The sequence below is a fragment of the Streptomyces sp. NBC_01275 genome, from assembly GCF_026340655.1.
Lineage (GTDB): Bacteria > Actinomycetota > Actinomycetes > Streptomycetales > Streptomycetaceae > Streptomyces.
This window is the reverse complement of sequence record NZ_JAPEOZ010000001.1, coordinates 3134637-3161046: the sequence shown is the minus strand read 5'-3', so window position 1 is coordinate 3161046 and position 26410 is coordinate 3134637. Positions and strand designations below refer to the sequence as shown.

Sequence of the window (26410 nt, the reverse complement as noted above, 5' to 3'; positions counted from 1 at the left end):
ATGAGCGGCCTGGGCACGACCGACGGTCCCGTCCTCGCCTGCGGCGAGGTGCGCACCTGCCTGCTGCCCACCCGGGACGCGGTGGACGAGCGGGCCGCCGAGCAACTGCTGCGCCTGCGCGCCGACGAACGCGTACGGCTGTCCCGGCGTCCCAACCGGCACGCCGTCTCCCCGGACGTCCTCACCGGCGTCGACTGCCGGCTGCCCACCGCCACCGGGACCAGGATCCGTGCCGTCGGCACGGTGACCGCCCGGGCGGGGCTCGTCGAGGGCCGGGTGCTGCAGTCCACGGCGTACTTCAGCGCCCCGGCCGACGGCCCCGACCGCCGCCAGCCCTGGGGCTACTACCTGGTCCGCCCCGGCTGTCTGGTCCCGGTCGGGCGGCTCGCCGAAAAGTCCGTCACCGAAGGCTTTCTGGCGGGGCATCAGCAGGGCGATCTGGACGTCGGCTCGATCGCCGAGAGCCTGCTGGCGAGGATCTCCCGCCGCCACCAGCTCCTCGACTACGACACCCCGCTCACCACCGCCGACACCAGCCTGCGCTGGACCGCCTCGCCGGCCGGCGACGGCGAGGAGGCGTCGCTGCACTTCACCGAGGCCGGGGACGGCCTGCGGATCGTCGAGCTGCGGCTGCCGCGCGGCACCGAGCCCGCCGCCGCGGCCGAGCTCTGCGAGGATCTCGCCCTGCACGACTGGCTGTTGACGACCGTGGCCGACAAGCTGGACGGGCTGCGGCTCGGCTCCGCGGACGGCACGGCCGCCCTGAAGGTGCTGCGCCCGCTGGTCGACCATCTGCTGCACCTGTGGATGCCGCAGGCGCGCGTCGACCGCGCACTGCACTCGCCCTGGGAGGAGTTGGAGAAGTACCCCGGCTTCAGCCGGCAGTGGAACACCCTGGCCCAGCGCATCCGCGACCAGCTGGCCGTGCAGAACCTCACGAGGCGCGAAGCGTTGACGACGCCATGACGACGCCATGACGGCAACCGGACGACGCCTGACGACATCTGAAGACCTGACGACACCCTGACGGCACCACCGCACGTGTCCCGCACGATCCCGACGGGGGGAGAAAGTGAGATGAATGCACCGACGAGTTCGTATTTCTGGGGAGGCCCGGCCCGCGACGGCGAAGGCGCCCGACATGTGACCCAGAAAATCCTGGTCACGGTCGTGGTGGGCGGCGCGGTCTACCTGCTCACCAATGTGTTCGGGCCGTCCGAGGAGGACGGTCCCTGGCAGCTCGTGCTGTCCGTGCTGTGCGGCGGCATCGTGCTGATCGTGCAGTTCCTGGCGTCCTTCGTGAACCAGATGCACGCCGTGAAGAACTCGGTGGACGACCGGTTCGCCGACATCGGCAGAGCGACCAAGCTCTTCAACGAGGTGGAGAAGCTGCGCGGCGACGGGGTGCCCCGGCTCGCCGAGCACGCGACCAAGGTCGTCTCCATGGGGCCGGACATCCTGCACGCGTTCGCGCACGCGGAGATCGACCGTCTCGCCGCGCAGATGGAGGACTTCACCAACCTCAGCGCCGAGTGCCCCGGCGAGAACCACGACTGGCTCATGACGCTCACCGGGTGCACCCGCGAGAGCATCGACGCCATCAGCACCACCGTGGTCGACGACGGCTTCTGGAGCACCGAGCCGGCCGGCCGCTATCTGACGGCCCAGCGCGAGGCCATCATCGAACGGCAGATCAGGGTCAGGCGGCTGTTCATCGTGAAACGCCCCGAGGAGTTCGGGGCCCTCGGCCCGATCTGCACCGAGCAGCGGGACATGGGCATCGACGTCCGGGTGGTCGCCCTGGAGGAGCTCCCGCCGTACTTCCGCCGCGGCAAGATGATCGACTTCATCGTCTTCGACGAGGCGCTGTCCTACGAGATCCACGCCGACCAGCTCAGCGTGAACTCCTCGACGACGGTCAACGCCCGCGCGAACGAGGTCGAGCCCCTCATCCGCCGGTTCAACCTGCTCTGGGAGGCCGCCGCGCCGGCCAACTCCCCGAACGGGGTGCCCGGCGGCCTGCGCGTGGGGAGCAACGGGTCCGACCCGGCCGGCGGCGTCTGAGCCGACCGGTCCGGACCCGGCGACCGCGCTGCTGCCCGGGTTACCCGAGCGTCTGGGCCAGCAGCGCGGCCGTCTCCACGATCAGCTCGTGGTCGTAGGCCGCGTCCCGGTCGGGCTTGGTCAGCTGTACGGCCAGCACGACCGGGGCGCCGTCCGGCGTCCAGGCGATCCCGGCGTCGTTGTCCGCGCCGTACCAGCCGCCGCCGGTCTTGTCGGCGACCGTCCAGTCCGTCGGCAGACCCTTGCGGAAGCGGTTGCCGCTGGTCGCCGTACCCAGCATCCAGTCGGTCAGCCGGCGGCGGTCGGCGGGGGCCAGCGCGTCGCCGAGGACCAGCCGGGCGTAGGTGCGGCCGATCGCGTACGGGCTCGTCGTGTCCGTCACCCGCCCCGGCTCGGCCGAGTTGAGGTCGGGCTCCCAGCGGTCCAGGCGGGTCACCCGGTCGCCGACGGAACGGGCGAAGCGGGTGATCGCGGCGGGGCCGCCCAGCTCGCGCAGCAACAGGTTTCCGGCCGTGTTGTCGCTGAGCTGGACAGCCGCGGCGCACAGCTCGGCGACCGTCATGCCGTCGGCCACGTGCTTCGAGGTCTCGGGGGAGTTCTCCACCAGATCGTCGGCCGTGTAGTGGATCCGGCGGGCCAGCACCTCCCCGTCCCGGTCCAGATCGCGCAGCACACCGCCCACCGCGAGGGTCTTGAACAGCGAGCAGACCGGGAAGAGCTCGTCGGCGCGGTACCGGACCGACCGCCGGGTGCGCACGTTGTACGCGAACACGCCCAGCCGGGCCCCGTGCCCGGCCTCCAGGTCGCGCAGCCGGTCGGTGACGGGGCTGACGGCGGTGACAGCGGTGGCGGAGTCCGCGGCCGCGCGGGCCGGTCCGGCGGCCACGAGGGCCGCGGCGGCCCCGGCGGCGGCGGTGAGCAGGGTGCGCCGGGAAGCGCGTCCGGACTTCGGGGAAGGGGAGAGGGCGGAGGGGGAAGGGGCGGAGGGGGAGGAGGGGGAGGGGGGCGAGCCTAAGATCGTTCTCTCCGTTCGTCGACTACGTCTCCTCCGTCACGGACGTCGCCTCCCGCCTCACGGTTGCGTGCGATCGTCGCGAGCGGCGCACACGGCCGCCTCCGCGTAGGCGAGAATGGAGCCATGAGCCTGTTCCGCGACGACGGCATCGTGCTGCGCACCCAGAAGCTGGGCGAGGCGGATCGCATCATGCTGCAGTCTCGCGGGGGACACGGCGTCCGACTGCGGCTGCGCCGCGGGCCGCACCCCCAGCAGTCTCACGGCGGTGCGCGATGAGTCTCTTTCGCGATGACGGCGTCGTCCTGAGGACCCAGAAACTCGGCGAGGCGGATCGCATCATCACGTTGTTGACGCGGGGGCATGGGCGGGTGCGGGCCGTGGCTCGGGGGGTGCGGCGGACGAAGTCCAAGTTCGGGGCCCGTCTCGAACCCTTCTCCCACGTCGACGTGCAGTTCTTCGCGCGGGGCGGCGAGCTGATCGGCCGCGGGCTGCCGCTGTGCACCCAGAGCGAGACCATCGCCCCGTACGGCGGCGGGATCGTCACCGACTACGCGCGCTACACCGCCGGGACGGCCATGCTGGAGACCGCCGAGCGGTTCACCGACCATGAGGGCGAGCCGGCCGTGCAGCAGTATCTGCTGCTCGTCGGGGCGCTGCGCACCCTGGCCCGGGGCGAGCACGCCCCGCACCTCGTCCTCGACGCCTTTCTGCTGCGGTCGCTCGCCGTGAACGGTTACGCGCCCAGTTTCGGCGACTGCGCCAAGTGCGGGATGCCCGGGCCGAACCGGTTCTTCTCGGTGGCCGCCGGCGGCTCGGTCTGCGTCGACTGCCGGGTGGCCGGCAGCGTCGTGCCCTCGCCGCAGACCCTGGTCCTGCTGGGCGCGCTGCTCACGGGAGACTGGGAGACCGCGGACGCGACCGAGCCGCGGCACGTCCGGGAGGGCAGCGGGCTGGTCTCCGCCTACCTGCACTGGCATCTGGAGCGCGGCCTGCGCTCCCTTCGGTACGTAGAGAAATAGCGCGTGACGTAGAGAAACAGCACGTGGCAGAGCAAGACTGAGGAGACGAGAAAGACATGGTCGTACGCGGGTTCCTGGGGCGGCAGCGTCGGGAGTACAAGTCGCCCGAGCCGCACCCGTCCGGCGCGCGCCCCCCGAAGCTCCCCGGCGAGCTGGTCCCCACCCATGTCGCGATCGTCATGGACGGCAACGGGCGCTGGGCCAAGGAGCGCGGGCTGCCGCGCACCGAGGGGCACAAGGTCGGAGCCGAGCAGGTCCTCGACGTGCTGCAGGGCGCGGTCGAGATGGGTGTGAAGAACATCTCCCTGTACGCGTTCTCCACCGAGAACTGGAAGCGCTCGCCCGACGAGGTCCGCTTCCTGATGAACTTCAACCGCGACTTCATCCGCAAGACCCGCGACACCCTCGACGAGCTCGGCATCCGGGTGCGCTGGGTGGGCCGTATGCCGAAGTTGTGGAAGTCGGTCGCCAAGGAGCTCCAGATCGCCCAGGAGCAGACCAAGGACAACGACCGGCTCACGCTGTACTTCTGCATGAACTACGGCGGCCGCGCCGAGATCGCCGACGCGGCGCAGGCGCTGGCCGAGGACGTGAAGGCGGGCCGCCTCGATCCGTCGAAGGTGAACGAGAAGACCCTCGCCAAGTACCTGTACTACCCGGACATGCCGGACGTCGACATGTTCCTGCGCCCGAGCGGCGAGCAGCGCACCTCCAACTACCTGCTCTGGCAGAGCGCTTACGCCGAGCTGGTCTTCCAGGACGTCCTGTGGCCGGACTTCGACCGCCGTGACCTGTGGCGGGCCTGCGTCGAATTCGCCTCCCGCGACCGTCGGTTCGGCGGCGCGATCCCGAACGAGGAGCTGCTGGCGATGGAGGGCGGGGACACAACCGCCCCGTAGCCGCCCCGAGTTCGCGGCCGGGAATCACCCCTGGTTCACCGTCGGGACCGACGGGAGCAACGATCACACCATAGGATCGCTTCCGTCGGCCCAGTCGTACCGGGGGTTCTCAGTTGTTCACGTTCGTGATTCCTGCCCACAACGAAGAGGGGACGGTCGCCGAGATCGTCGGTCAGGCCCTCGCCGCCGCCCAGGACGGCGACCGTGTCCTGGTCGTCGACAGCGGCTCGAGCGACGGCACGGCGGAGAGAGCGCGCGAGGCCGGGGCGGAGGTGCTGCGCGGCCCGCTGGGCAAGGGCGCGGCCATGAACGCGGCGATCGCCACCGTGCGGACCGAGTGGACGTGCTTCCTCGACGCGGACCTGGTGACCTCACAGCACAACGTCGCCGTCCTGCTGCGCGAGGCCGCGGCGGGCAGTGCCGCGGACCATGTCATAGGCGACTACGAGTACGACTACCCGGGGACGATACTGGCGTCCACGTTCACCATCTACGAGCCGCTGACCTCGGCTTTCTTCCCGGAGGTCGGCTTCCATGGGGCGAACGCGCTGACGGGGTACCGGGCGGTCCGCACGCGGTTCCTGCGCACGCCCCTGCCGGCGGACTTCGGCGTGGAGTCGTACCTCAACATCTCGATCGCCCTGTCCGGCGGCCGGACGAGCATCTGTCACCTGGGTGAGATCGGCAGCCGGTACCGCTTTCACGGCGGTTCCATGGCGACCGAGATAGGCTCCCGGATCCTGGACATGGCGCAGGCGCACGATCGTCTGGATCCGGCCGACCGGCCCGACTGGGACCGCTGGCTCCAGGACGGGGTGGCCGCCATCGCGCCCACTCAGGCGGACCACGGCCGCTCGGCCATCCTGGCCCGTCTGTTCACCGCCGTCCGCCGCCCGATGCCGGCGGGAGTCCGCACCGACGTCTAGGGCCGTCGTGGGGCCGTCGTGCAGGGTCGCCGTCCACGGCCGTCCTCCCTGGCCGCGGTCCGGGGCCGCGCTTCGGCTCAGGCGGGCTTTGCGTTCGCGCAGTCCGCGCAGGTGCCGAAGATCTCGACCGTGTGGGCGACGTTGACGTAGCCGTGTTCCGCGGCGATGGCCTCGGCCCACTTCTCGACGGCGGGGCCCTCCACCTCCACCGCCTTGCCGCAGACGCGGCAGACGAGGTGGTGGTGGTGCTCGCCGGTGGAGCAGCGGCGGTAGACGGACTCGCCGTCGGAGGTGCGCAGGACGTCGACCTCGCCGGCGTCGGCGAGGTTCTGGAGCGTGCGGTACACCGTGGTGAGCCCGACCGAGTCGCCCTTGTGCTTGAGCATGTCGTGCAGTTCCTGCGCGCTGCGGAACTCGTCGACCTCGTCGAGCGCCGCCGCGACTGCGGCACGCTGCCGGGTGGCGCGGCCCTTCACGGGCGGTCCAGCGGTAGTCACCGTTGCCTCCTCACGTCTGCGGCTTGCCGGGCTTGCCGGGCCATTGTGCCAGCCCGAACTGTGCGCGGTCAGACGCCGACCTCGCCCTCCGCCTTCCTCGTGGCCGGAATCGCGCACTCTGCGGGGTCCCCGGCGGGCTGTGCGGCCGCCAGCGCGCGGGCGCGGCGACGGGCCAGCGGCGCGGCCAGCACGCTCAGCGCGACGAACGCGCCGATGGTCAGCAGCACGATCGTCGCCCCGGGCGGAACGTCCTGGTAGTACGAGGTGACGGTGCCGCCGATCGTCACGGAGACGCCGATGGCGACCGCTGTCGCGAACGTCGCGGCGAAGCTGCGGCTCAGCTGCTGGGCGGCCGCCACCGGCACGACCATCAGCGCCGACACCAGCAACAGCCCCACCACGCGCATCGCGACGGTCACCGTGACCGCCGCCGTGACCGCGGTGAGCAGGTTCAGCGCGCGCACCGGCAGCCCGGTCACCCGCGCGAACTCCTCGTCCTGGCTGACGGCGAACAGCTGGCGGCGCAGCCCGAGGGTGACCAGGACGACGAAGCCGGCGAGCAGGCAGATCGCCGTGACGTCTGACTCGGAGACCGTGGACAGGGACCCGAAGAGGTACGACGTGAGGTTCGCGTTGGAGCCCGAGGGCGCGAGGTTGATGAACATCACGCCGCCGGCCATGCCGCCGTAGAAGAGCATGGCGAGGGCGATGTCGCCGCGGGTCTTGCCGTACCAGCGGATCAGTTCCATGGCGACCGCGCCGAGGACGGAGACGGCGGTGGCCATCCAGACCGGGGAGGCGTTCAGCAGGAAGCCGAGGCCGACGCCGGTCATCGCGACATGGCCGATGCCGTCGCCCATCAGGGCCTGCCGACGCTGGACGAGGTAGATGCCGACGGCGGGGGCGGTGATGCCGACGAGGACGGCGGCCAGGAGGGCCCGCTGCATGAAGGCGTAGTTCAGGAGGTCCATCAGCTCAGCAGTCCCGTGCGGATCGGTTCGACGCCCGCGTGGGCGTGCGGGTGTACGTGGTCGTGGCCGGGCAGGGCGTGTTGTCCCAGTGCCTGCGGAGGCGGGCCGTCGTGCAGGACGCAGCCGTCGCGCAGGACGACCGCCCGGTCGATCAGGGGCTCCAGGGGGCCCAGTTCGTGCAGGACGAGCAGGACGGTCGTGCCGGCGGCGACCTGCTCGCGCAGGGTCCGCGCGAGCACCTCCTGGCTGGCCAGGTCGACGCCCGCCATCGGCTCGTCCATGATCAGCAGCTCGGGTTCGGAGGCGAGCGCGCGGGCGATCAGCACCCGCTGGTGCTGGCCGCCGGAGAGGGCGTCGACGTCGTCCTTCGCCCGGTCCGTCATGCCGACGAGGTCCAGGGCGTGCCGTACGGCCGCGTGGTCGGCCTTGCGGAAGACGCCGAAGCGGGTGCGGGAGAGGCGTCCCGAGGAGACGATCTCGGTCACCGTGGCGGGGACGCCGCCCGCGGCGGTGGTGCGCTGCGGGACGTAGCCGACCCGCGACCAGTCCCGGAAGCGGCGGCGTGGGCTGCCGAACAGCTCGATCTCCCCCGCGGCGAGGGGGACCTGGCCGATGACGCTGCGTACGGCGGTCGACTTCCCGGAGCCGTTCGCGCCGAGCAGCGCGACGACCTCGCCGCGGCGCACGGTGAGGTCGACGCCCCGCAGGACGGGGCGTCCGCCCAGGTCGGCGCGGACCCCGCGCATCGCGATGACGGGCTCGGCTTCGGCTGCTGCCCTCGCGTCCATGACGCCCTCCGTAAAGGTCACTTGGTTCCCAGGGCCGTCTGCAGCGCCTTGAGGTTCGCCTGCTGGACCGAGAAGTAGTCCTTGCCCCGGGACTTGGCCGTGATGCCCTCGATCGGGTCGAGGACGTCGGTCTTGAGGTCGGCGTCGGAGGCGATGGTCTTCGCGGTCTTGTCGCTGACGAGCGTCTCGTAGAACACCGTGGTGACGCCGTCGGCCTTGGCCATCTTCTCAAGGTCCTTCACCCGGGCCGCGCTGGGCTCCGACTCGGGGTCGAGGCCGTTGATGGCCTCCTCGGTCAGGCCGTAGCGCTCGGCGAGGTAGCCGAAGGCGGCGTGGGTGGTGATGAAGACCTTGGTCTTCGTGTGCGCGAGCCCGGTCTCGAACTCGGTGTTCAGGGCGTCGAGCTTCTTCACGAGGGCCGCGGTGTTGGTCTTGTAGTCGGCCGCGTGGTCGGGGTCGGCCTTCTCGAAGGCCTTGCCGACGCCCTCGGCGACCTGGGCGTAGCGCACCGGGTCGAGCCAGATGTGGGGGTCGAGGCCGGCCAGCTCCTCGTTCTCGGAGTCGTCGTGCGAGGCCGCGTGGCCGCCGACCTCGTTGCCGTGCTTCTCCAGCGTGGTGAGGGAGGCGGCGTCGATCTTCGTCTTGATCTCGGACTGGGCCACGGCGTCGTCGACGGAGGGCTGGAGGTTCTTGAGGTAGAGCACCGCGTCGGACTCCTGGAGGGCCGCGGTCTGCTTGGCGCTGATCTCCAGGTCGTGCGGTTCCTGGCCGGGCTCGGTCAGGCTGGTGACGTGCACATGGTCCCCGCCGATCTGCTCGGCGAGGTAGGCCATCGGGTAGAACGACGCGACGACGTCGAACTTGTCCGTGTTGCCGGCGGCCGCGCTGTCGGTGGCGCAGGCGGAGAGAGTGCCGAGGCCGAGGACGCCGACGGCCGCCATGGCCACCCCGGATATGTACTGTCGTCGTACGTTCATGACAGTCATTTTCAACAAATATGGAAACCGTTGTCAACAAAGCCTGGGGTAAGGGCCTGGTAAGGCCTGAAGCGCGCCGGTACGACCCCCTGTGAGCGGGGCGGCGACGGGAACCGATTTGGCCGAGGGGGAGCCCCCGCCGGTACCCTGAAGCATTCGCTGGAAGCACCTCGCTTCGTCGCCCGTCGTCGTTATGAAGAGAGCATCGTGGCCGCCGACAAGATCGACACCATCGTCAGCCTGAGCAAGCGCCGTGGCTTTGTATTCCCCTGTAGTGAGATCTACGGCGGCCAGAAGGCCGCGTGGGACTACGGACCGCTGGGTGTCGAGCTCAAGGAGAACCTGAAGCGCCAGTGGTGGCGCTACATGGTGACGTCGCGCGAGGACGTGGTCGGCATCGACTCGTCCGTCATCCTGGCCCCCGAGGTCTGGGTCGCCTCCGGTCACGTCGCCACCTTCTCCGACCCGCTCACCGAGTGCACCTCCTGCCACAAGCGGTTCCGCGCGGACCACCTGGAGGAGGCCTACGAGGCCAAGCACCACCGCCAGCCGGAGAACGGCCTGGCGGACGTGAACTGCCCCAACTGCGGCAACAAGGGCCAGTTCACCGAGCCCAAGCAGTTCTCGGGTCTGCTCTCCACCCACCTCGGCCCGACGCAGGACACCGGTTCCGTCGCGTATCTGCGCCCCGAGACCGCCCAGGGCATCTTCACCAACTTCGCCCAGGTGCAGACCACTTCGCGCCGCAAGCCGCCGTTCGGCATCGCCCAGATGGGCAAGTCCTTCCGCAACGAGATCACGCCCGGCAACTTCATCTTCCGCACCCGCGAGTTCGAGCAGATGGAGATGGAGTTCTTCGTCAAGCCGGGCGAGGACGAGAAGTGGCAGGAGTACTGGATGGAGCAGCGCTGGAACTGGTACACCGGTCTCGGCATGCGCGAGGAGAACATGCGGTGGTACGACCACCCGAAGGAGAAGCTCTCCCACTACTCCAAGCGCACCGCTGACATCGAGTACCGCTTCCAGTTCGGCGGCAACGAGTGGGGCGAGCTGGAGGGCGTCGCCAACCGCACGGACTTCGACCTCAGCGCGCACTCCAAGGCCTCCGGTCAGGACCTCTCCTACTTCGACCAGGACGCCCAGGAGCGCTGGACGCCGTACGTCATCGAGCCCGCCGCCGGCGTCGGCCGCGCGATGCTCGCGTTCCTGCTCGACGCGTACGTCGAGGACGAGGCCCCCAACGCCAAGGGCAAGCTCGAGAAGCGCACGGTCCTGCGCCTCGACCACCGTCTGGCCCCGGTGAAGGTCGCGGTGCTCCCGCTGTCCCGCAACCCCGAGCTGTCCCCGAAGGCCAAGGGCCTGGCGGCCGCGCTGCGCCAGAACTGGAACATCGAGTTCGACGACGCGGGCGCGATCGGCCGCCGCTACCGTCGCCAGGACGAGATCGGCACGCCGTACTGCGTGACGGTCGACTTCGACACGCTCGACGACAACGCCGTCACCGTGCGTGAGCGTGACTCGATGAAGCAGGAGCGCGTGTCGCTGGACCAGATCGAGGGGTACCTGGCGGGTCGCCTCGTCGGTGCGTAGTGCTTTTTAGCGGGTGAAGCGGAAGCTGGCGGGGGCGGTTACGTCTCCCGTCAGCTTTTTGCCGTCGGGGCGGTACACGGTGCACATCACGTACCGGAAGCCGTCGGTGTAGTCGGTCTTGTTCGTCCAGGCGTTCAGGTCCTGGCCGGGGCCGTTTCCGTAGGTCGATGAGTACTTGTTCGTGCACAGCTTCGGCGATTGGTCGTAGGCCGACGTGTAGGACATGCCGGCGGGTGCCTTCACGAAGCCGACGACCTGCTCGTTGTGGGGAGCGCTGCAGTCGCCGAGGATCAGCGTGGTCGTGTCTTTGGTGTTGAGGCAGTCACCGATCGAGCTGTTGGTCAGCCAGACCACTTCGCCCTGGTTGCGGAAGGTGTCGACCGGTCCGTACAAGGTGACGGTCTTGTTGAAGATCAGGCAGGCAGTGCTGTGCACGCCGTTGTCCCATCCCTGCTCGCCCGGCGGGAGTCCGTACGCCTGGGCGTCGGCCATCCGGTGCACGGTGGCCGCCAGGAGGTCCTTGCAGCGGGCCGGGCCGTTCTCCTTCGCGTCGTCCAGGGAGGTGGCCGCGTCCGTCTTGACCACCTGGCCGTCCACTTGTTCTGCTGTGTCGACGCAGTCCACAACCCCCACGGAACTGGGTACGCCCTTCAGCTTGCCCTGGGCCCAGACCGTCGAGACGCAGTCCCCGGGCTGAAGTTCCTTCGTCAGATCCACGTTCTCGCCGTACAGCTTGACCGGTCCCGTCGGGCTTGGGGTGTCCGCGACGTTTTTCCCGTCCTTGCTGCCGGACATGGCGGTGCCCGCCCACACTCCGCCGCCGATCAGCAGGAGCGCGACCGCGAGGAGGGCGATGAGGCCCTTGCGGGACCTTCTGTGGGGAGAGTCGGGTTCTCTCGGCGGTTCGGGGGTGTGCGGCGGCTGGGGGGTGTTCGGTGGCTGGGGGGTGTTCGGCGGTTGGGGGTGAGGGACCACCACGGTCGGCTTCGGTGGGGCGGGCGGTGTTTCCACGACCGTTCTCCGGGCCGCCGTCGCCACCTCGGCCAGTCTGCGGGCCGCCTCCTCGCCGTCCATGCGTTCCTCGGGCGTCTTGGCCAGGAGGCCGGTCAGGACGGGGGTCAGTTCGCGGGCGTGTTCCGGTGGGACGGGTGCCTCGAAGAGGAGGGCGGTCAGGGTGGAGGCCTCCGAGTCGCGGTCGAAGGGCCCCTTCCCGCTGACGGCGAAGTAGAGCGTCGCGCCCAGGGCGAACAGGTCGGCGGGGGCGCTCGGCGGTGCGCCACGGGCCCGTTCCGGCGCGAGAAAGCCGGCCGTGCCGACGATGCCGGAGGCGGAGGTGAGACGGGGTTCGCCGGAGTCGGGGCGGAGCGCGATGCCGTAGTCCGCGAGCAGGATCTGGCCGTGCTCTTCGGGGTACGGGGCGTCGGGGCCTGGGGTCGTCAGCAGGATGTTGGCCGGCTTGACGTCCCGGTGCAGGATGCCGATCCGGTGGCCCGTGAGCAGGGCGTCCAGCACGGCCAGGCCGATCCGGGCGGTCTCCTGCACGTCCAGCGGCCCGTGCTCGCGGACGACCTCCTGGAGGGTCGTCGCGCCGGGCACGTACGCCATCACGATCCACGGCCAGCCGTCCTCGTCGACGACGTCGTGGACTGTGGCCACGTGGGGATGGTCGCGCAGCCGGGCCGCCATACGGGCCTCGCTGCGGGCCCGGGACACCCGGGCGGCGAGCTCTGTTTCCGACAGGTCCTGCGCGAAGATGATCTCCTTGATCGCGACCTCGCAGGCCAGTTCCAGGTCGTAGGCGAGCCAGACCCTTCCCATGCCGCCGGCGCCGATCTTGTTCAGCAACCGGTATCGTCCCGCGATCACGCGTCCCGCGCTGTCGTCGAAGTTCGTCATGGCCGTACCGCCAAAGAGAAACCCCTGTATCGACCGTAGGCCCGTGGTGCCGAAGCCGCAATTCGGGTTGGTGGGACGGCTGTTGGTTGCCTGGTCAACAGGTCGTCAGGGCTCAGGACGGCAGGGCGGCAGGCCGTCAGGCCGTCACTGGGGGTGGTCCTGGTGCTGGTGCCTGCGCAGCAGCACGTTGGCATCGGTTTCCGCGCTGTAGTCGTGTGCGGCCTGTGCGGTCGTGCGCAGGGTCGCCAGTTCCTCGCACTCGGCGCAGTCCGGCTCCGGCACGGGGGGCCGACGCGTGCCGAGGAGGAAGGGTCCGTCGGTCCGAGGGGAGCGCTGGTTCGCCGCGCGCAGGCTCGCGCTGAGCCGTTCCTCGCGGGTGGCCGGGCGCAGGGTCGCCGGGTCGGCCTGCCATTCGCGGCCGCCGCCGACCGGCCGCAGCAGCGCGTAGGGCCCGCAGCGGTCCTGGTACTCGCCGACCCTGTCCGTCGCGGGGTCGTACAGCAGGGTGCCGCGCGGGTGGGGGAGGTCGTGGGGCAGCTCGTGGGGGAGAGCCTGATCCGGCGTCATGGATTCGCTCCTTTCACCCAACTTACATACTAAATGTGAGGGTTGGGCTACTCTGGGTTGTGAGGGCTGATCTCAGAATGGCCCTCGCGCGGTGCCGACAGGCCGTTGACGAGGGCGGGTTCTCTCCCGGCGGCGTTAATTCCACAACTTCCGGAGGGGTGAGATGCCGCCAAGGCGGGTGATCACGGGACGGAGCCAGGAACCCCGGCGACGGTTCGCGGAAGAACTGCGCTTACTGCGCACCGGCAAGGGGGAGAGCCTCCGGCAGCTGGCGGAGGTGCTGGGGTGGGACGCGTCCAACTTCGGGAAGATGGAGGGGGGTCAGAGCCTGGGCAGCCCGGAGATCGTCGAGGCGCTGGATCAGTACTACGGTACGACGCCGATGTTGCTGGTGTTGTGGGAGTTGGCGGTCGCGGATCCGTCGCAGTTCAAGGAGCAGTACCGCAGGTACATGCTGCTGGAGTCCGAGGCGGTGGGGCTGTGGCAGTTCTCGGTGAGCTCGCCCCCGGGTCTGCTTCAGACAGACGGGTACGCGCATGAGGCGCTAACGGCGGGCGGGCTCCGGGGGCAGGAGCTGACTCAGCAGGTCGAGGCGCGTACGAGTCGACGGAAGTTGCTGGAGGGGGCCGAGGCCCCGCCGTTCCGGGCGATCCTTGCCGAAGCGGTGCTGCGCAATTCCCTGCGCGATCTGGGGGAGTGGCGGCGGCAGTTGGAGTATCTGCTGGAGGTGGCGGAGCGCCCGAACGTCACCCTTCATGTGCTGCCGTTCGGCTCTGGCCCACACGGCCTGATGAACACCGACACGATGTTCCTGCGGTTGCTGGACGCCCGTACCGTCGCCTATACCGAAAACGACGTACGGGGCGAACTGATCGAGGAAACAGGCAAGGTTGAGGCCCTGCACCGCACATATGATGCGGTACGTGACCTGGCGCTGAACCCTGCCGAGTCGCGGACGTTCATCTTGCGGATGTTGGAGGAAGTGCCGTGCGAGCCATCGACCTGAGCAGTGTCACGTGGCGCAAGAGCAGCTACAGCAACACGGACGGCGGTAACTGCCTCGAGGTCGCCGACGGCACCCCCTCCCTCGTCCCCGTCCGGGACAGCAAGGACCCCTCCCAGGGTGCCCTCCTCTTCGACGCGGCGGCCTGGAGTCGCTTCATCGCGTGGAAGCGCAATGACTGACATCTGACAGCTGACAGATATTGAAATCTGTCAGTCGTCATGCCAGGCTTCTCGGCATGACGATGCACACGCGCGCCCTCGGCGCGACCGGCCCCCAGGTCTCCGCCCTCGGTCTGGGCTGCATGGGCATGTCCGCGTTGTACGGCGACGCGGACCGGGCCGAGGGGATCGCCACGATCCACGCGGCCCTGGACGCCGGAGTGACGCTCCTGGACACCGGCGACTTCTACGGCATGGGGCACAACGAACTGCTCATCGGCGAAGCCCTCCGCACGGCCCCCGCGGCCCTGCGGGAGCAGGCGCTGCTGAGTGTGAAGTTCGGGGCGCTGCGCGACCCGGACGGCGGCTGGACCGGGTACGACGGCCGGCCCGCCGCCGTACGGAACTTCGCCGCCTACTCCCTCCAACGCCTCGGCGTCGACCACATCGACGTCTACCGCATCGCCCGGCTCGACCCGGCCGTGCCGATCGAGGAGACGGTCGGCGCGATCGCGGAGCTGGTGGAGAAGGGATACGTCCGGCACATCGGGCTGAGCGAGGTCGGCGCGGAGACGATCCGCAAGGCCGCCGCCACCGCCCCGATCGCGGACCTCCAGATCGAGTACTCGCTGATCTCCCGAGGCATCGAGGAGACGATTCTGCCGACCACCCGTGAGCTGGGGATCGCGATCACGGCGTACGGCGTGCTGTCCCGGGGGCTGATCTCGGGCCACTTCGGCCATGACCGGCAGCTCGCCGCGAACGACTTCCGCGCCTACTCGCCCCGCTTCCAGGGCGACAACCTCCGGCACAACCTCGACCTCGTCGAGGCGCTGCGCAAGGTCGCCGAGGCCAAGGGCGTCAGCGTGGCGCAGACGGTGATCGCCTGGGTGCTGGCGCAGGGCGAGGACATCGTGCCGCTGATCGGCGCGCGGACCCCGGAGCGGCTCGCGGAGTCGCTGGGCGCGCTGGACGTGACGCTGGACGCGGACGACCTCGCGGCGATCGAGCGGGCGGTGCCCGCCGACGCGGCCGCCGGCGACCGCTACAGCGCCGCCGCCATGGCCCACCTCGACAGCGAGCGCTGATCGCCCCTGCGGGTACGGTCTCCTCCATGGCCCCCAGCGAGACCCTGACCGCCGAGCGCATCCTCGAAGCGACCGAGGAGGTGCTGCGTCGCCACGGCCCGGCCAAGGCCACCGTGGTCGACGTGGCCCGCGCGCTCGGCGTCAGCCATGGAAGCGTGTACCGGCACTTCCGCACGAAGGCCGCGTTGCGGGAAGCGGTCACGAAGCGCTGGCTGGACCGTACGTCCGACGCCCTGTCCGGCATCGTCGCCGCCGAGGACCGCGACCCGGAGACCCGGCTGCGGGACTGGCTGGCCGGGCTGTTCGCGGCCAAGCGCAGCAAGGCGGGCGACGACCCCGAGCTGTTCGCCACCTACAAGGTCCTCGTCCGGGAGCAGGGCACCGAACTCGGACGGCAGCACATCGCCGACCTGGTCGACCAGCTCGCCGCGATCATCGGCGCGGGCGTCGACGCCGGCGTCTTCACCGCCCCCGACCCCCGAGTCGCGGCCCGCGCCGTCTTCCACGCCACGGCCCGCTTCCACGACCCCTGCCACTCACCGGAGTGGGAGCGGCCGGAGACATACGCCGAGTTCGAGGAGGTCCTCGACCTGGTGCTGCGGGGGCTGCGGGCTTAGCGGTCGGCCTGTGCGGGCGGGGCCGTCGCGTGGCGCGTCTGCTGGATCAGGACGGTGGTGGCGCGTTCCAGGAGTGCGCAGAGTGCGGCGTGCTCGGAGGGCGTGAACGCGTCGGTGAGCGCGCGCTCGAGGACGATCACCTCCTGGTAGGCGCGGTCCAGCAGCGCCCGGCCCTCATCGGTGAGGGTGGCGATCTGCACCTTGGCGTGTACCGGGGACGTCTCGCGGCGGATGAGTTCCTTGGTCTCCATGTTGGTCAGCACGCTGCTCATGCTCTGCTGCGTCACCCCGCAGGAGCGGGCCAGTTGGGCCCCGGACATGCCGCCTTCGCGTGAGAGGACCAACAGCACGGTGTACTGCGTCATGGTCAGCCCGTAGGCGCGCAGCACCGCTTCGTGGTGCGCCATCAGCGCCTGCTCCGACCGCCTGATCCGGGTGCAGAGGTCGTTCTCGACCGGGGCTTCCATCGCGCACTCCCACTCCATTGCCAGGTTCATGGCTTGACTCAGGAACCTTACATACCTACGGTTGTCGACTGTAAGGATACTGAGTCAACACAGGGGGCTGTAACCATGAAGGCTGTCGTTCTCGACGCCGATGACCGCTACCGGGTCGCCGAACTCGACGAGCCCGCCGCCGGCCCCGGCCAGGTGGCGATCCGCGTGGCCTACGCCGGGATCCAGTGGGGCGACACCATGGTCAGGGACGGCCACTTCGCCGTACCGCGTCCCTTCGTCCCCGGGTTCGAGGCGTCCGGGCACATCGTCGCGGTCGGCGCGGACGTCGACGTACGCCGTGTCGGCGAGGCCGTCACCGCGCTGACCGACTCAGGGGCCTACGCCGAGACGGTCCTCGCGTCCGCCACGCTCGCGTTCGGCATCGGCGGCATGCCGCTGAGGACGGCCGCAGGGCTCGGATGGGGCGCGCCGACCGCCTACGACCTGATCAACACCGCCGCGCAGGTGCGGCCCGGCGAAACCGTGCTGATCCACGCGGCCGCCGGCTCGGTCGGCACACTCGCCGCCCAGTTCGCCCGGCTGGCCGGAGCGGGCCGGATCGTCGGCGTGGTCGGCACCGCAGAAAGGGCCGACTACGCCGCGCAGTTCGGGTACGACCGGCTCCTGCTCCGCGAGGAGTTCCCGGCCAAGCTCGGCGACGACACGTTCGACGTGATCCTCGACCCGGTCGGCGGCTCGACCCGCACCGCCGGCCTCGAGCGGCTCGCGGCGCACGGCCGACTGGTGGCTTACGGCAACCTCGCCACGTACGAACCCGTCCTCGCCGATGCCAACGACCTGCTCATGCACGGCAAGTCACTGCTGACCTACAACGGCAACCTGCTCAGCCGGACCCACCCCGAGCGGCTCGCCGACAGCGCCCGCCGTGCCCTCGGCCTCGTCGCCGACGGCCGGGTGCGCGTGGACGTCACCGCCGAGTACGACCTTGCAGACCTGGCCGTCGCCGTGCAGCGCCTCGCCGAGGGCGTCACCCGGGGAAAGAGCGTCCTCCGCGTCGCCTGACCACACGCGCAAAGCGCCGACCGGCGCCGACCCAGAGGGGCGGCTCCCGCTCAGGCCCCCGCCGTGCACCGCCAGAAGTCCCGCATCAGCGGGGTCGGCGTCGGGCTCTCCATCGCCACCTGGGTCAGCAGGATCGTGATCATGCCGGTGGGCGGGACGAGGTGGGCCGTGGTGCCGGTGCCGCCGACCCAGCCGTAGCGGCCGGGGACGTTCCACGGGTCGGCGGGGGTCACGTCGACCTGCGCGCCGTAGCCCCAGCCCTGGCCCTCCAGGAAGAGCGCCCCGATCTCGCGCTGGGCCGGGGTGAGGTGGTTGGCGGTCATCCGGCTGACCGAGCCGGGGGAGAGGATCCGCCGGCCGCCCGCCTCGCCGCTGTGCAGGAGCAGCCGGAAGAAGGCCAGCATGTCGTCGGCCGTCGACGCCAGGCCCCCGCCCCCGGACGGAAACGCGGGCAGGCGGTTCCACTCGCCGTCCGGCACGTCCGCCACCTCCAGCGCACCCGCCCCGCCCGTGCCGCCCGCGCCGTCGGGACTGTATGCGGTGTAGGCGGTGGTGAAACGGTCCCGCTTCTCCTTCGGCACCTCGAACGCCGTGTCCTTCATGCCCAACGGCTCGAAGATCCGCTCCGCGAGGAAGTCGGGCAGCGTACGTCCCGACGCCCGCGCGATCAGCACGCCCTGGAGGTCGGACGCCGTGCCGTACAGCCACGCCTCGCCGGGCTGGTACAGCAGCGGCACCCGGGCCAGCTCCGCCAGCCAGGCGTCCGGGCCGGGATACCCCTGCGGGAACCGGCCGTCCCTCTGCACGCCGAAGAGCGCCTGGACGGCGGGCAGCGCGAAGTCCGAGGGGAAGCCCCATCCCGGGCGGGAGGTCAGCAGGTCCTCGACGGTGATCGGACGGGCCGCCGGGACCAGGTCGTCCACGGGGCCGGACGGCGTACGGACCACCAGCGGCTTCGCCAGTTCCGGCAGCCACTCGGCCACCGGCGACTCCAGCGCGAGCCGCTCGTCCTCCACCAGCGTCAGCAGCGCCGCCGCCGTGATCGGCTTGGTGATCGAGGCGACCCGGAACAGGGACTCCCGGGTCATCGGCGCGGAGCCCTCCGCGTCCAGCGAGCCGACGGCCACCGTCTCCACGTCGTCGCCGCGGGCCACCAGGCCCACCGCTCCGGGCACGACGCCGTCGTCGACGTACCGTCGCAGGGTGTCGTAAAGAGCGCTCATGGCCGGCCTTCCGGTGCTGAACTCATCGCGGCGGCTGTTCCTCCGCCGGGTCCACGGTCGCCTGGTGGGCCTCGGCGAGATGCTCGGCCGCCTTCAGCCAGGGCAGGAACTGCGCTCCCTTCCGCCAGCCGCACGTGTCACATCTGATGGTGCGCTGCACACCCGAACGCTGCACCCGGACCACATGCTCGCGGCCGTGCTGGTCCCAGCGGCTCACCTTGCTCGTCGTCATCTGTGGCATGACGCGAGTGTGCAGTAACGGGAAGATCAATGGGAGGATCGTTACGGGGAGTTGACGGGGACTGGAGATACGGGGGCGCCGGGGACGCCGAAGGACGCCGGGCATCAGTAGCCGCACAGGGTCGTCAGGCGGTCCGGGGACAGCAGGAGCAACTGTCGGTAACCGGTTGTCAGGACGTTCTCCGCGCGCAGTTCCGCCAGCATCCGTTCCGTCGTGGACACCGACACCCCGGCCAGACTGCCCAACGCCCGCTGGCTCAGCGACAGTTCCAGCAACACGGCACCGTCGCGGCGCGGACGGCCGTACTCCGCCGCCAGCTCGTACAGCACCCGGGCCAGCCGTCGCCGTGCGTCGCAGCCGCTGGTCTCTATCCGCCGCTGGGTGGCGGACCGCAGCTTGCGCGCCACACTGCGCAACACCTGCAACTGGGCCGCCGGATGCGAGTGCAGAAACGCGATGAACGACGCGGGGGCGATCCGCAGCGCGGTGACCGGACCCGCGGCCCGCACGGTGGCGGACCGCAGATTCCCGTCCAGCACCGCCAGCTCCCCGACCACCTCGCCCGCCGCGCGGATCGCCAGCACCGGCTCCTCGCCGTCCTCCGTCGCCCCCACCACCAGGACCAGGCCGTCGAGCAGCATGTACACCGCGTCGCCGACCGCCCCGGCCGCCATCAACACCTCCTGGTCGGCGTACCGACGCCGGGTGCCCAGTCGTAGCAGCGCGTCCCGGTCCACCGTGTCGATCGTGTCCAGCAGGCTGCCGGCCGCCCAGACGGCGGTCATGCGGGGGCCGGGCCGTCGGAGGGCGGGGTCGCGCCGAGGCGGGCGACACGTCGGCGCAGGTCCTGGGAGCGCCGGCGGACCGGGTCCAGGGCGGCCAGCCGTCGCCGCACGACCGGCAGGCGTTCGGCACGCTCCCGGGCCGTGCTGCGCCGGACCTCCTGGAGCCGGCGCACCGTCCCGGCCATGGTCTCGGCCTGGGCGGCCAGCTGGTCCTCCAGGGCGTTCGCCAGGGCCCGGGAGCTGTCCCGGATGTGCCCGTTGAACTCCTGCTCCACCTGACGGCGGCCGGAGTCCAGCACCGGCAGCACGCTCTCCTTCAACCGCCGGGTGCGCTCCCGGGCGGCCCGCGCCTCCTCGTCGGCCCGGTCCTGCCTGCTGCCGCCGATCATCCCGGCGAACTGGCCGATCAGACTGCCGACGAAACCGCCGATCCAGGGCCCGATCACCGGGATGACCAGACCGATCACCGCCCCGGCCGCCAGCCCCATGCCACTGCCCGCCTCACCGCTGCTCCACGCGATACGCGACCGCTTCCAGCCGCCTTTCCCCGCCGTGCCGGCCGACTCCTCGCCGAGCCCCGACAGCGACGGCGTCGACAGCTTCGGCACGGCCGGGGCCGCGACCTGCGCGGTCAGCGGGACCGAGGCCAGCGAACCGTACCGCTGCGCCACCTCCAGGACCGCCGACTCCAGCTCCTTCACCGCCCGGTCGGACGCCTCCAGCAGGGCCAGCGTGGCCGCCCGCACCAGCCGCTCGGGCTCCTTCGCCGCCCGCTCGTCCTCGCAGCCCCGGCGGAACGCCTCCCGCGCCGCGTCCATCGCCGCCGTCAGCCGCCCGCGCACCGGACGCACGGCCTGCTCCAGATCGTCCTGGAGCTCGCGCCGCCACCGGCTGCTCTGCGAGCGCAACGCCGTGAGCGTCTCCTGCGTCCGGAGGATCTCCTTCTCCACCTCCGCCAGCGCCTCACCGCTCTGCAGCGCCGCGGCCTCGTTCGTGAGCGGCGCGGCGATCTCCTCCAGGGTCTCGTCGAGCCGGTCCAGCGCGATCCGCAGGGCCGCCCGCCCGCAGGTCTCGGCGAGCCCCTCCCACAGCGCCGACTCCAACTCCGGGAAGCCGGAATCGGCCGCCAGCACCGGATCCTCTTCCTCCTCGGCCGCCCACCGCCGGAACGCCGACACCCCTACGACCACGAGGTCCTCCGGCGGCACCTGCGAGACCCGGGCGATCCGGGCCCTGGCCTGCGCGACCACCGGGTCCGGATCCACCACCTTGTCGATCATCGTCACGGCGGTGACGATCACCGGACACCGCTCCAGCGTGTACCGCAGGAAGTCCAGCTCCACGGTCGAGAGCGGTTCCACCGCCGATCCGACGAACAGCACGGCGTCGGCCCGCGGCAGCACGGAACGGGTGGCCGCCGTATGCGCGGGGTTGACGCTCCCCACCCCCGGGGTGTCCACCAGCACCAGCCCCGACCTCAGCGGCGCGAACGGCGCTTCCATCTCGATACGGTCCACCCGTTTGACGTTGTCCGGGTTCTCCTGCTCGGTCGCGTACCGCCGCACCTCCGCCAGCGGCACCTCGAAGGGCGCGGGGCGGGAGTCCGGCCGGTTCGGGTCGGGCAGGGGCCACACCCGTGCCCGCTCGGTCGGACCCCAGCGCAGGGTGGCCACGATGGCCGTGGTCACGTCCACCGCCACCGGAAACAGCTTGCGCCGCCTGACGAGCGCGTTGAGCAGGCTCGACTTTCCGCGCCGGAACTCGCCGCAGACGACGACGTAGTACTCGTCGGAGGCCAGCCGCTCCCTGCTCTCCGCGAGGACCCTGCGCCGGGTCGAGGCGTCCTCCTCGTCCAGCAGGTCGGCGACGGTCGGGAAGAAGGCGAGGATGTCGGCGCGAAGGCGGTCCAGTTCGGTCTGCTGCGCGCTCTGCCCTGCGGTGGCGTTCGGGGGAGGGGGAGTGTTCTGCGTGTTCTGCGTGTTCTGCACGGGAACTCCGTCTCTCGGCCGGCCGGTCAGGAGTTCGCCGCGGCGACGATCGCGCCGACGACCGCTCCGGCGATGACGAAGAACGCGAACGCGCCGTCCGAGACGTCCCCGCCGGCGAAGAGCGCCCCGATGATGCCCGCGAGCACCCCGCCCCCGAACATCCCGGCGCACCCGCCCCCGACGAGGGTGGACGGCTGGACGGACGAGGAGGACGAGGAGGAGGAAGACGACGCGGGACGGGAAGCGGCTGTGGACGCCGACGACGTCGAACCGGCCTTGGGCAGGCCCTCGTTCACCTTCTTCATGATCTCCTTCTCCGCCTTCCTCGCCGCGGCCTCCCGTTCCTCGCGCTCCTGCCTCTCCCGCCGTTTCTTCTCGGCGGCGGCCGCCCTGCGCTCCAGCCGCTCCTTCTCCGCCCTGGCCTTCGCCGCGGCCTTGGCCCGGCGCTCCGCCTCCTCCTGCCGCAACTGGGCGCGGGCGTACAGGACCGCGCCCCTGACGACGGCCAGCTCGGGCTCGTCCGGTACGCGGACCGTCCGCCCCCACTGCTCCGTCAGCAGGTTGCGGACCAGCGGGATCTTGGCCGAGCCGCCTACCGGGATCACGTGGTCGACGTCCGCCCAGGTCAGGTCGGCATGCGCCAGCATGTCCCCGCAGCTCTTCACCGTGAGTCGGACGAGGGGCGCGATGACCTTCACGAACTCCTCGCGGGGGAGGGAGAGTTCGAGGGGCGGGGTGAGTTCGGTGACGAGTTCCTCGTAGGCGCGGCGGGAGGAGAGCCGTACCTTGATCGTCTCGCAGGTGTCGAACAGCTGGATGCGGCGGCGCAGGGTGTCGTCGTCGACGTGGCCGTCGCCGTGGGCGTCGAGGAGGTCGGCCATCGGGCCCGGGAAGCGGTTGCGCAACAGGGCGAGGACGGCGCGGGTGAAGTCGGAGCCGCCGATGTCGTCCAGCCCGTGACTGCCGAGGACCTCGAAGGTGTCGTCCGGGGCGCGGCGGGCCACCGCGCAGTCGAAGGTGCCGCCGCCGAGGTCGTACACGAGGACCGTGCGGGGGCCCTCGACGAGCCCCTCGAAGGCCGTGCGGACGGCGGCCTCGGGCTCGCTCTCCAGGACCACGTCGGCGCGGGTGAAGCCCGCCCGTACGGCCGCGTCCAGGATGTCACCGCGGCGGGCCCGCTCCCAGGTCACGGGCACGGTCAGCACGACCCGCCGGGGGCGGCCCGGCACGGCCCGCTCGGCCTGTTCGCGCAGGAACTCCAGCACCTTCGCGGCCAGGTCGAGCGGGGTGTAGGACGCGTTGCCGATCGGCGAGGGGGTGTCCTCGCCGATGTCCCGCTTGAACTCGCTGCGATAGTCGCCCGGCCGCAGCTTCTTGCCGTTCTCGGCCTCGGTGCCGACCAGGAGCCGTCCGCCCGGGCCCAGACAGACGCTGGTCGGGACGAAGGGCCGACCCGACGCCGGGTCGTTGACGCGGACCAGGGTGCCGTCGGTCGAGCTCACCATGATCGACGAGTTGGACGTTCCCAGGTCGATTCCGTACGCCAATGCGGACATGACGCATGCCTCCCCCTCCCCGGTCCCCCCGGGGTCTGTGCGTGATGTGCGTGTGCGGTTGGGCTTGGTCGGGCTTGGTCGGGCTTTGTTGGGCTTGTCATTCGTGTGCTGTGTCGTCCACGGACGCGATGACCTGTTGCGGGCGCAGGACGCGGCCGTGCCAGCGGTAGCCGGGGCGGACGGTCGCCAGGACGCGGGGGTGCGGCCCCGGGCCGGGGCGGGTCTCCACGACCTCGTGCCGGGAAAGGTCCAGCGGACCCTCGTCCTCGTCCTGGACCGTCTCGATGTCGGCCCGGGCGAGCAGGTCGGGCAGCCGGCGGTCCAGCCACCGCAGCAGCGTCGCCGCGTCGATGCCCCCGGCCGCCACGGAGGACCGTAGGTCCACCAATTGGTCCGCGGTACGAACTAGTTCGGGCACGACGGCAGGCGGCTGCGCGGCGGTCTCCCGGAGTGCGCGCAGTTCGGCGGCGAGGGCGGCCTGGGAGTCCAGACGAGCGCGCAGGGCGTCGATCTCCTCGGCGGCACGGGCCGACTCCCCTACGTGGAGGGCAAGTTGCTCGTCCCGTAGCTCCAGGACGGACCGGCAGTCGGCGAGCTCGTCCAGGGCGTGGTCGAGGCGGGAGCGCAGGGCGGCGAGGGTGTCGCGCAACGCCTGCGCCTCGGTCGCGGCATGGGCCTGCGTCGCGGCCTCGACCCGAGCCTCGAACTCGGCCAGGGTGTCGAGCCGGGCCCCGCCTTGGCCGTTGCTCCCCGTCTTGCTCCCCGTCTTGCTGCCTGTCTTGCTCCCCGTCTTGTCTCCGGCGTTGTCCTCGCCGTTCCGGCTCTCGGTGGGGCGGACGCGTCGGCCGCCCCAGCCGCGCCAGCGGGACCCCTCGCGTTCCGAGCCTTCCGAGCCTTCCATGTGATCCGTCATGGGCTCACGCGCCTTCCTCTCGGGATGCGGCCGACTCCGGGACGGCGTGCAGCAGGCGCTCGCAGCCACGGCGTACCGCTCGTACGGCCTGGAGCGAGGGGCGGTCCAGGGTCGGGTCCTGCTCGCGGCGGGCCCAGCGGTGGACGCGGGCCAGGGCGGCGGCCCGCAGCTCGTGCGGTGCGGCGTCCTGCGGCAGGCCGAGCCGACTGGGCAGGGACGTGCCGTACTCCCCGGTGATCCGCAGGAGTTCGTCCGTCTCGGCCGGGGACAACCGCAGCTCGTCGCGGTAGTACGCGGAGAGGACGGCCAGCTCGGCGAAGCCGGCCGTGCGGGCACGCAGCCGTTCCAGCCGCTCGGCCACCTCGGCGGCGACGGGCGGTACTGCGGGCCCGCCGTTCACGGCATCGCGGCGCAGTCCGGCCAGCGCGCCCTCGACCGAGCGCAACCCGTGGTCCAGCTTGATCAGGGAGTTGCGGTTGCCGAAGTGGCGGCCGACGAGATCCCGCAGCCTGCCCACACCGCTCGCCTCGACCAGCGCGGCCCGCAGCTGCTCCTCGTTCGCCCCGTCCCGCAGGAACCCGCAGGCGAGGTGGACGCCCCAGCTGCCGATCCGCGCGATCAGGGCCCTGCGCAGGTCCGCGGGCACGTCGATGCCCCGCAGCTGCTCGGCCGTGGCGAACACGCCCGTGTCCGTCAGCCGGTTCACCAGCACCCGGGGCGGAGCCTTCGCGAGGTCGGCGAGCACGTCGAGCTCGTCGCCGGTGAGCAACTGCGCTCCCTCGCCGAGGAGCCCGGCGATCGGCACGATCGTGAAGAACACCGAGCGCACGCTGGGCCGTTCGAGGTTCTTCTCGGCGATCTTGGCCGACTCGGCCATCGGGTCCCAGGTGAGGGGGTCGCAGTCGTCGTCGTAGTCCTGGCTGGGCGGCCACTGCAGATCGCAGCGGCTGAGCACGCCGAAGGTGTTGAGCGGGGTGCGGTCGTCGCCCGCGTTGCCGAGGAACTCCCGTACGCCCAGGCGGTCCTGGTCGTGCAGGCCGCGCGCGAAGAGGTACAGCACGGCGTCGGCCCGCCGGATCTCGTTCACACTGTCGTCGTGCACGTCCCGCGCGGTGCGGCCCGATGCGGCGAGGGCGGCCTCGAACGCCTTGCGGTCCTCCTCCCCGGCGAAGGAGGAGATGCCCAGGAAGTCATGGGTGTTCTGCGAGTCGACGCCGTGGACGCTGCCGAGACCCGGGGTGTCCGCCAGCCGGAAGGCACGCAACAGCGGGTTGGGCAGGCCGTGTTCGACGCGTTCCACGTCGGCCAGGAGCGCGGCCCGGCTCTCGTCGCGGGCGGTCATCTCGCCGAACGCCTCGGCCGGCAGCGTCCGGCTGGAACCGTCCCGTCGGCGGACGGTCACCCTACGCTCCCTGGCGTAGTACAACTCGCTGACCGTGAAGGTGACTTCGAGCTGCCCGGTGAGGGCGATGCGCTCGCCCAGCAGCGCGTTCACCAGAGTGGACTTGCCGCGCTTGATCTGCCCGGCCACGGCGAGCCGCAACGGTTCCCCCAGCCCGTCGGCGGCGGCTCGCAGCACCTGGGCCAGCCCGTCGGCCGCCTTTCCGGCCTGCTCGGCGGCGCGGGCGCAACCGGTCAAGGCGTCCTCGGCGTTCATGGGTCTCCCCCCTTCACCCGCTCTCCGAGTCGATGTGACCCATCCCACAAGAAAAGTCATTGTGCCCGGCGAAAACCTGACTTGACTGTTTTTCGGCTTTTTCCTCGACTCGACCCTTCCCGGACGCCATGATGGCGACGACCGAGAGGTCGAGAGGGGGGCGACATGACGACGGACGAGGACGAACACACCTGGGACGAAGGTCGGTTGACCGAGCACGATGTCATCGAGGCGGCGGACGGAACCGGCTACACATCCGTTTCCGAGTACGTCGTCGGCGAGAACGGCCACGAGCCCGATGCCTACGACACGGACGGCTCTCATGCCGCCGACGACTCCTACGCCGACGACTCCTACGGCGCGGACGACTCCTACGCCGACGACGACTCCTACGCCGACGACGACTCGCACGACTCCGGGGATTCGCCGACCGTCTGAACCCGTGGCCG

28 protein-coding genes are annotated in these 26410 nt (G+C 71.0%); 13 read left to right on the top strand and 15 right to left on the bottom strand.

What is annotated here, in order from left to right; genetic code table 11:
- Both OG562_RS13830 and OG562_RS13825 read left to right on the top strand, forming a co-directional pair.
- Positions 1-966: an SCO2521 family protein gene (locus OG562_RS13830; protein WP_266397181.1), complete on the top strand. Its 966-nt coding sequence runs from the start codon at positions 1-3 to the stop codon at positions 964-966.
- 177 nt (positions 967-1143) lie between these two features.
- A complete protein-coding gene (locus OG562_RS13825) occupies positions 1144-2064 on the top strand; it encodes a hypothetical protein (protein WP_266397178.1) in 921 nt (306 codons plus the stop codon).
- Between the two features lie 40 nt (positions 2065-2104).
- On the opposite strand, the gene bla is transcribed toward OG562_RS13825, so the two are convergent.
- Positions 2105-2986, bottom strand: a complete 882-nt coding sequence (gene bla, locus OG562_RS13820; protein ID WP_266409254.1) for a class A beta-lactamase — start codon at positions 2984-2986, stop codon at positions 2105-2107.
- Between the two features lie 216 nt (positions 2987-3202).
- Here bla and OG562_RS13815 point away from each other — a divergent pair, with 216 nt between their 5' ends.
- The 4 genes from OG562_RS13815 (at position 3203) to OG562_RS13800 (ending at position 5923) form a co-directional block, all read left to right on the top strand.
- Entirely contained in the window at positions 3203-3355 is a 153-nt protein-coding gene (locus OG562_RS13815) for a recombination protein O N-terminal domain-containing protein (protein WP_266397175.1), read from the top strand.
- Positions 3352-4098: a DNA repair protein RecO gene (recO, locus tag OG562_RS13810; protein WP_266397172.1), complete on the top strand. Its 747-nt coding sequence runs from the start codon at positions 3352-3354 to the stop codon at positions 4096-4098. The genes OG562_RS13815 and recO overlap by 4 nt, the downstream gene beginning before the upstream one ends.
- Before the next feature lie 56 nt (positions 4099-4154).
- Positions 4155-4997 carry an isoprenyl transferase gene (locus OG562_RS13805; protein WP_266397169.1) on the top strand — a complete coding sequence of 281 codons (843 nt, stop codon included), beginning with the start codon at positions 4155-4157 and terminating at the stop codon, positions 4995-4997.
- A 113-nt stretch (positions 4998-5110) separates the two neighbouring features.
- Complete coding sequence (locus tag OG562_RS13800) at positions 5111-5923, top strand: glycosyltransferase (protein WP_266397167.1); 813 nt, start codon at positions 5111-5113, stop codon at positions 5921-5923.
- 77 nt (positions 5924-6000) lie between these two features.
- Here OG562_RS13800 and OG562_RS13795 read toward each other — a convergent pair whose 3' ends face one another.
- From OG562_RS13795 to OG562_RS13780, 4 genes are all read right to left on the bottom strand, one after another.
- Positions 6001-6420 (bottom strand): Fur family transcriptional regulator, encoded by a 420-nt coding sequence (locus tag OG562_RS13795; RefSeq protein ID WP_266397164.1) that lies wholly within the window; start codon positions 6418-6420, stop codon positions 6001-6003.
- Positions 6421-6488: 68 nt separating this feature from the next.
- Positions 6489-7391: a metal ABC transporter permease gene (locus OG562_RS13790; RefSeq protein WP_266397161.1), complete on the bottom strand. Its 903-nt coding sequence runs from the start codon at positions 7389-7391 to the stop codon at positions 6489-6491.
- Positions 7391-8179, bottom strand: a complete 789-nt coding sequence (locus OG562_RS13785) for a metal ABC transporter ATP-binding protein (protein WP_266397160.1) — start codon at positions 8177-8179, stop codon at positions 7391-7393. Before OG562_RS13785 ends, OG562_RS13790 begins: the two co-directional genes overlap by 1 nt.
- A gap of 17 nt (positions 8180-8196) precedes the next feature.
- Positions 8197-9156, bottom strand: coding sequence for a metal ABC transporter substrate-binding protein (locus OG562_RS13780; RefSeq protein ID WP_266397157.1), 960 nt, complete (start codon positions 9154-9156; stop codon positions 8197-8199).
- 207 nt (positions 9157-9363) lie between these two features.
- On the opposite strand from OG562_RS13780, the gene OG562_RS13775 reads away from it, so the two are divergent.
- Positions 9364-10746, top strand: a complete 1383-nt coding sequence (locus tag OG562_RS13775; RefSeq protein ID WP_266397154.1) for a glycine--tRNA ligase — start codon at positions 9364-9366, stop codon at positions 10744-10746.
- Positions 10747-10752: 6 nt separating this feature from the next.
- Here the strand turns inward: OG562_RS13775 and OG562_RS13770 are convergent, their stop codons facing one another.
- A complete protein-coding gene (locus OG562_RS13770; protein WP_266397151.1) occupies positions 10753-12642 on the bottom strand; it encodes a serine/threonine-protein kinase in 1890 nt (629 codons plus the stop codon).
- A 144-nt stretch (positions 12643-12786) separates the two neighbouring features.
- Positions 12787-13209, bottom strand: coding sequence for a hypothetical protein (locus OG562_RS13765; protein WP_266397148.1), 423 nt, complete (start codon positions 13207-13209; stop codon positions 12787-12789).
- Between the two features lie 163 nt (positions 13210-13372).
- Here OG562_RS13765 and OG562_RS13760 point away from each other — a divergent pair, with 163 nt between their 5' ends.
- From OG562_RS13760 to OG562_RS13745, 4 genes are read left to right on the top strand one after another with little or no spacing between them, the layout of a single operon-like run.
- On the top strand, positions 13373-14215 hold the full coding sequence (locus tag OG562_RS13760) for a helix-turn-helix transcriptional regulator (protein WP_266397145.1): 843 nt from the start codon (positions 13373-13375) through the stop codon (positions 14213-14215).
- Complete coding sequence (locus OG562_RS13755) at positions 14197-14394, top strand: DUF397 domain-containing protein (RefSeq protein ID WP_266397142.1); 198 nt, start codon at positions 14197-14199, stop codon at positions 14392-14394. Before OG562_RS13760 ends, OG562_RS13755 begins: the two co-directional genes overlap by 19 nt.
- A gap of 56 nt (positions 14395-14450) precedes the next feature.
- Positions 14451-15461: an aldo/keto reductase gene (locus OG562_RS13750; protein ID WP_266397140.1), complete on the top strand. Its 1011-nt coding sequence runs from the start codon at positions 14451-14453 to the stop codon at positions 15459-15461.
- A gap of 26 nt (positions 15462-15487) precedes the next feature.
- The gene (locus OG562_RS13745; RefSeq protein ID WP_266397137.1) at positions 15488-16078 is read left to right on the top strand and encodes a TetR family transcriptional regulator; all 591 of its coding nucleotides are present in this window, start codon (positions 15488-15490) and stop codon (positions 16076-16078) included.
- Here the strand turns inward: OG562_RS13745 and OG562_RS13740 are convergent.
- Entirely contained in the window at positions 16075-16575 is a 501-nt protein-coding gene (locus tag OG562_RS13740) for a MarR family winged helix-turn-helix transcriptional regulator (RefSeq protein ID WP_266397135.1), read from the bottom strand. The two genes, OG562_RS13745 and OG562_RS13740, sit on opposite strands and share 4 nt — an antisense overlap.
- A gap of 75 nt (positions 16576-16650) precedes the next feature.
- Here OG562_RS13740 and OG562_RS13735 point away from each other — a divergent pair, with 75 nt between their 5' ends.
- Positions 16651-17598: a zinc-binding alcohol dehydrogenase family protein gene (locus OG562_RS13735; protein WP_266397134.1), complete on the top strand. Its 948-nt coding sequence runs from the start codon at positions 16651-16653 to the stop codon at positions 17596-17598.
- A 50-nt stretch (positions 17599-17648) separates the two neighbouring features.
- Here the strand turns inward: OG562_RS13735 and OG562_RS13730 are convergent, their stop codons facing one another.
- The 7 genes from OG562_RS13730 to OG562_RS13700 all read right to left on the bottom strand — a co-directional run bounded on the left by OG562_RS13730 (position 17649) and on the right by OG562_RS13700 (position 25961).
- On the bottom strand, positions 17649-18821 hold the full coding sequence (locus OG562_RS13730) for a serine hydrolase (RefSeq protein ID WP_266397132.1): 1173 nt from the start codon (positions 18819-18821) through the stop codon (positions 17649-17651).
- 22 nt (positions 18822-18843) lie between these two features.
- Complete coding sequence (locus tag OG562_RS13725; RefSeq protein WP_266397131.1) at positions 18844-19062, bottom strand: hypothetical protein; 219 nt, start codon at positions 19060-19062, stop codon at positions 18844-18846.
- Positions 19063-19166: 104 nt separating this feature from the next.
- Complete coding sequence (locus OG562_RS13720) at positions 19167-19847, bottom strand: Crp/Fnr family transcriptional regulator (RefSeq protein WP_266397129.1); 681 nt, start codon at positions 19845-19847, stop codon at positions 19167-19169.
- On the bottom strand, positions 19844-21835 hold the full coding sequence (locus OG562_RS13715) for a dynamin family protein (RefSeq protein ID WP_266397127.1): 1992 nt from the start codon (positions 21833-21835) through the stop codon (positions 19844-19846). The genes OG562_RS13720 and OG562_RS13715 overlap by 4 nt, the downstream gene beginning before the upstream one ends.
- A 26-nt stretch (positions 21836-21861) precedes the next feature.
- A complete protein-coding gene (locus OG562_RS13710) occupies positions 21862-23391 on the bottom strand; it encodes an Hsp70 family protein (RefSeq protein WP_266397124.1) in 1530 nt (509 codons plus the stop codon).
- 97 nt (positions 23392-23488) lie between these two features.
- On the bottom strand, positions 23489-24292 hold the full coding sequence (gene grpE, locus OG562_RS13705; protein ID WP_266397121.1) for a nucleotide exchange factor GrpE: 804 nt from the start codon (positions 24290-24292) through the stop codon (positions 23489-23491).
- A 16-nt stretch (positions 24293-24308) separates the two neighbouring features.
- Complete coding sequence (locus OG562_RS13700) at positions 24309-25961, bottom strand: dynamin family protein (RefSeq protein WP_266397119.1); 1653 nt, start codon at positions 25959-25961, stop codon at positions 24309-24311.
- A gap of 165 nt (positions 25962-26126) precedes the next feature.
- Between OG562_RS13700 and OG562_RS13695 the strand changes: the two genes are divergently transcribed.
- Positions 26127-26399 (top strand): hypothetical protein, encoded by a 273-nt coding sequence (locus OG562_RS13695; RefSeq protein WP_266397117.1) that lies wholly within the window; start codon positions 26127-26129, stop codon positions 26397-26399.
- Positions 26400-26410 lie beyond the last annotated feature (11 nt).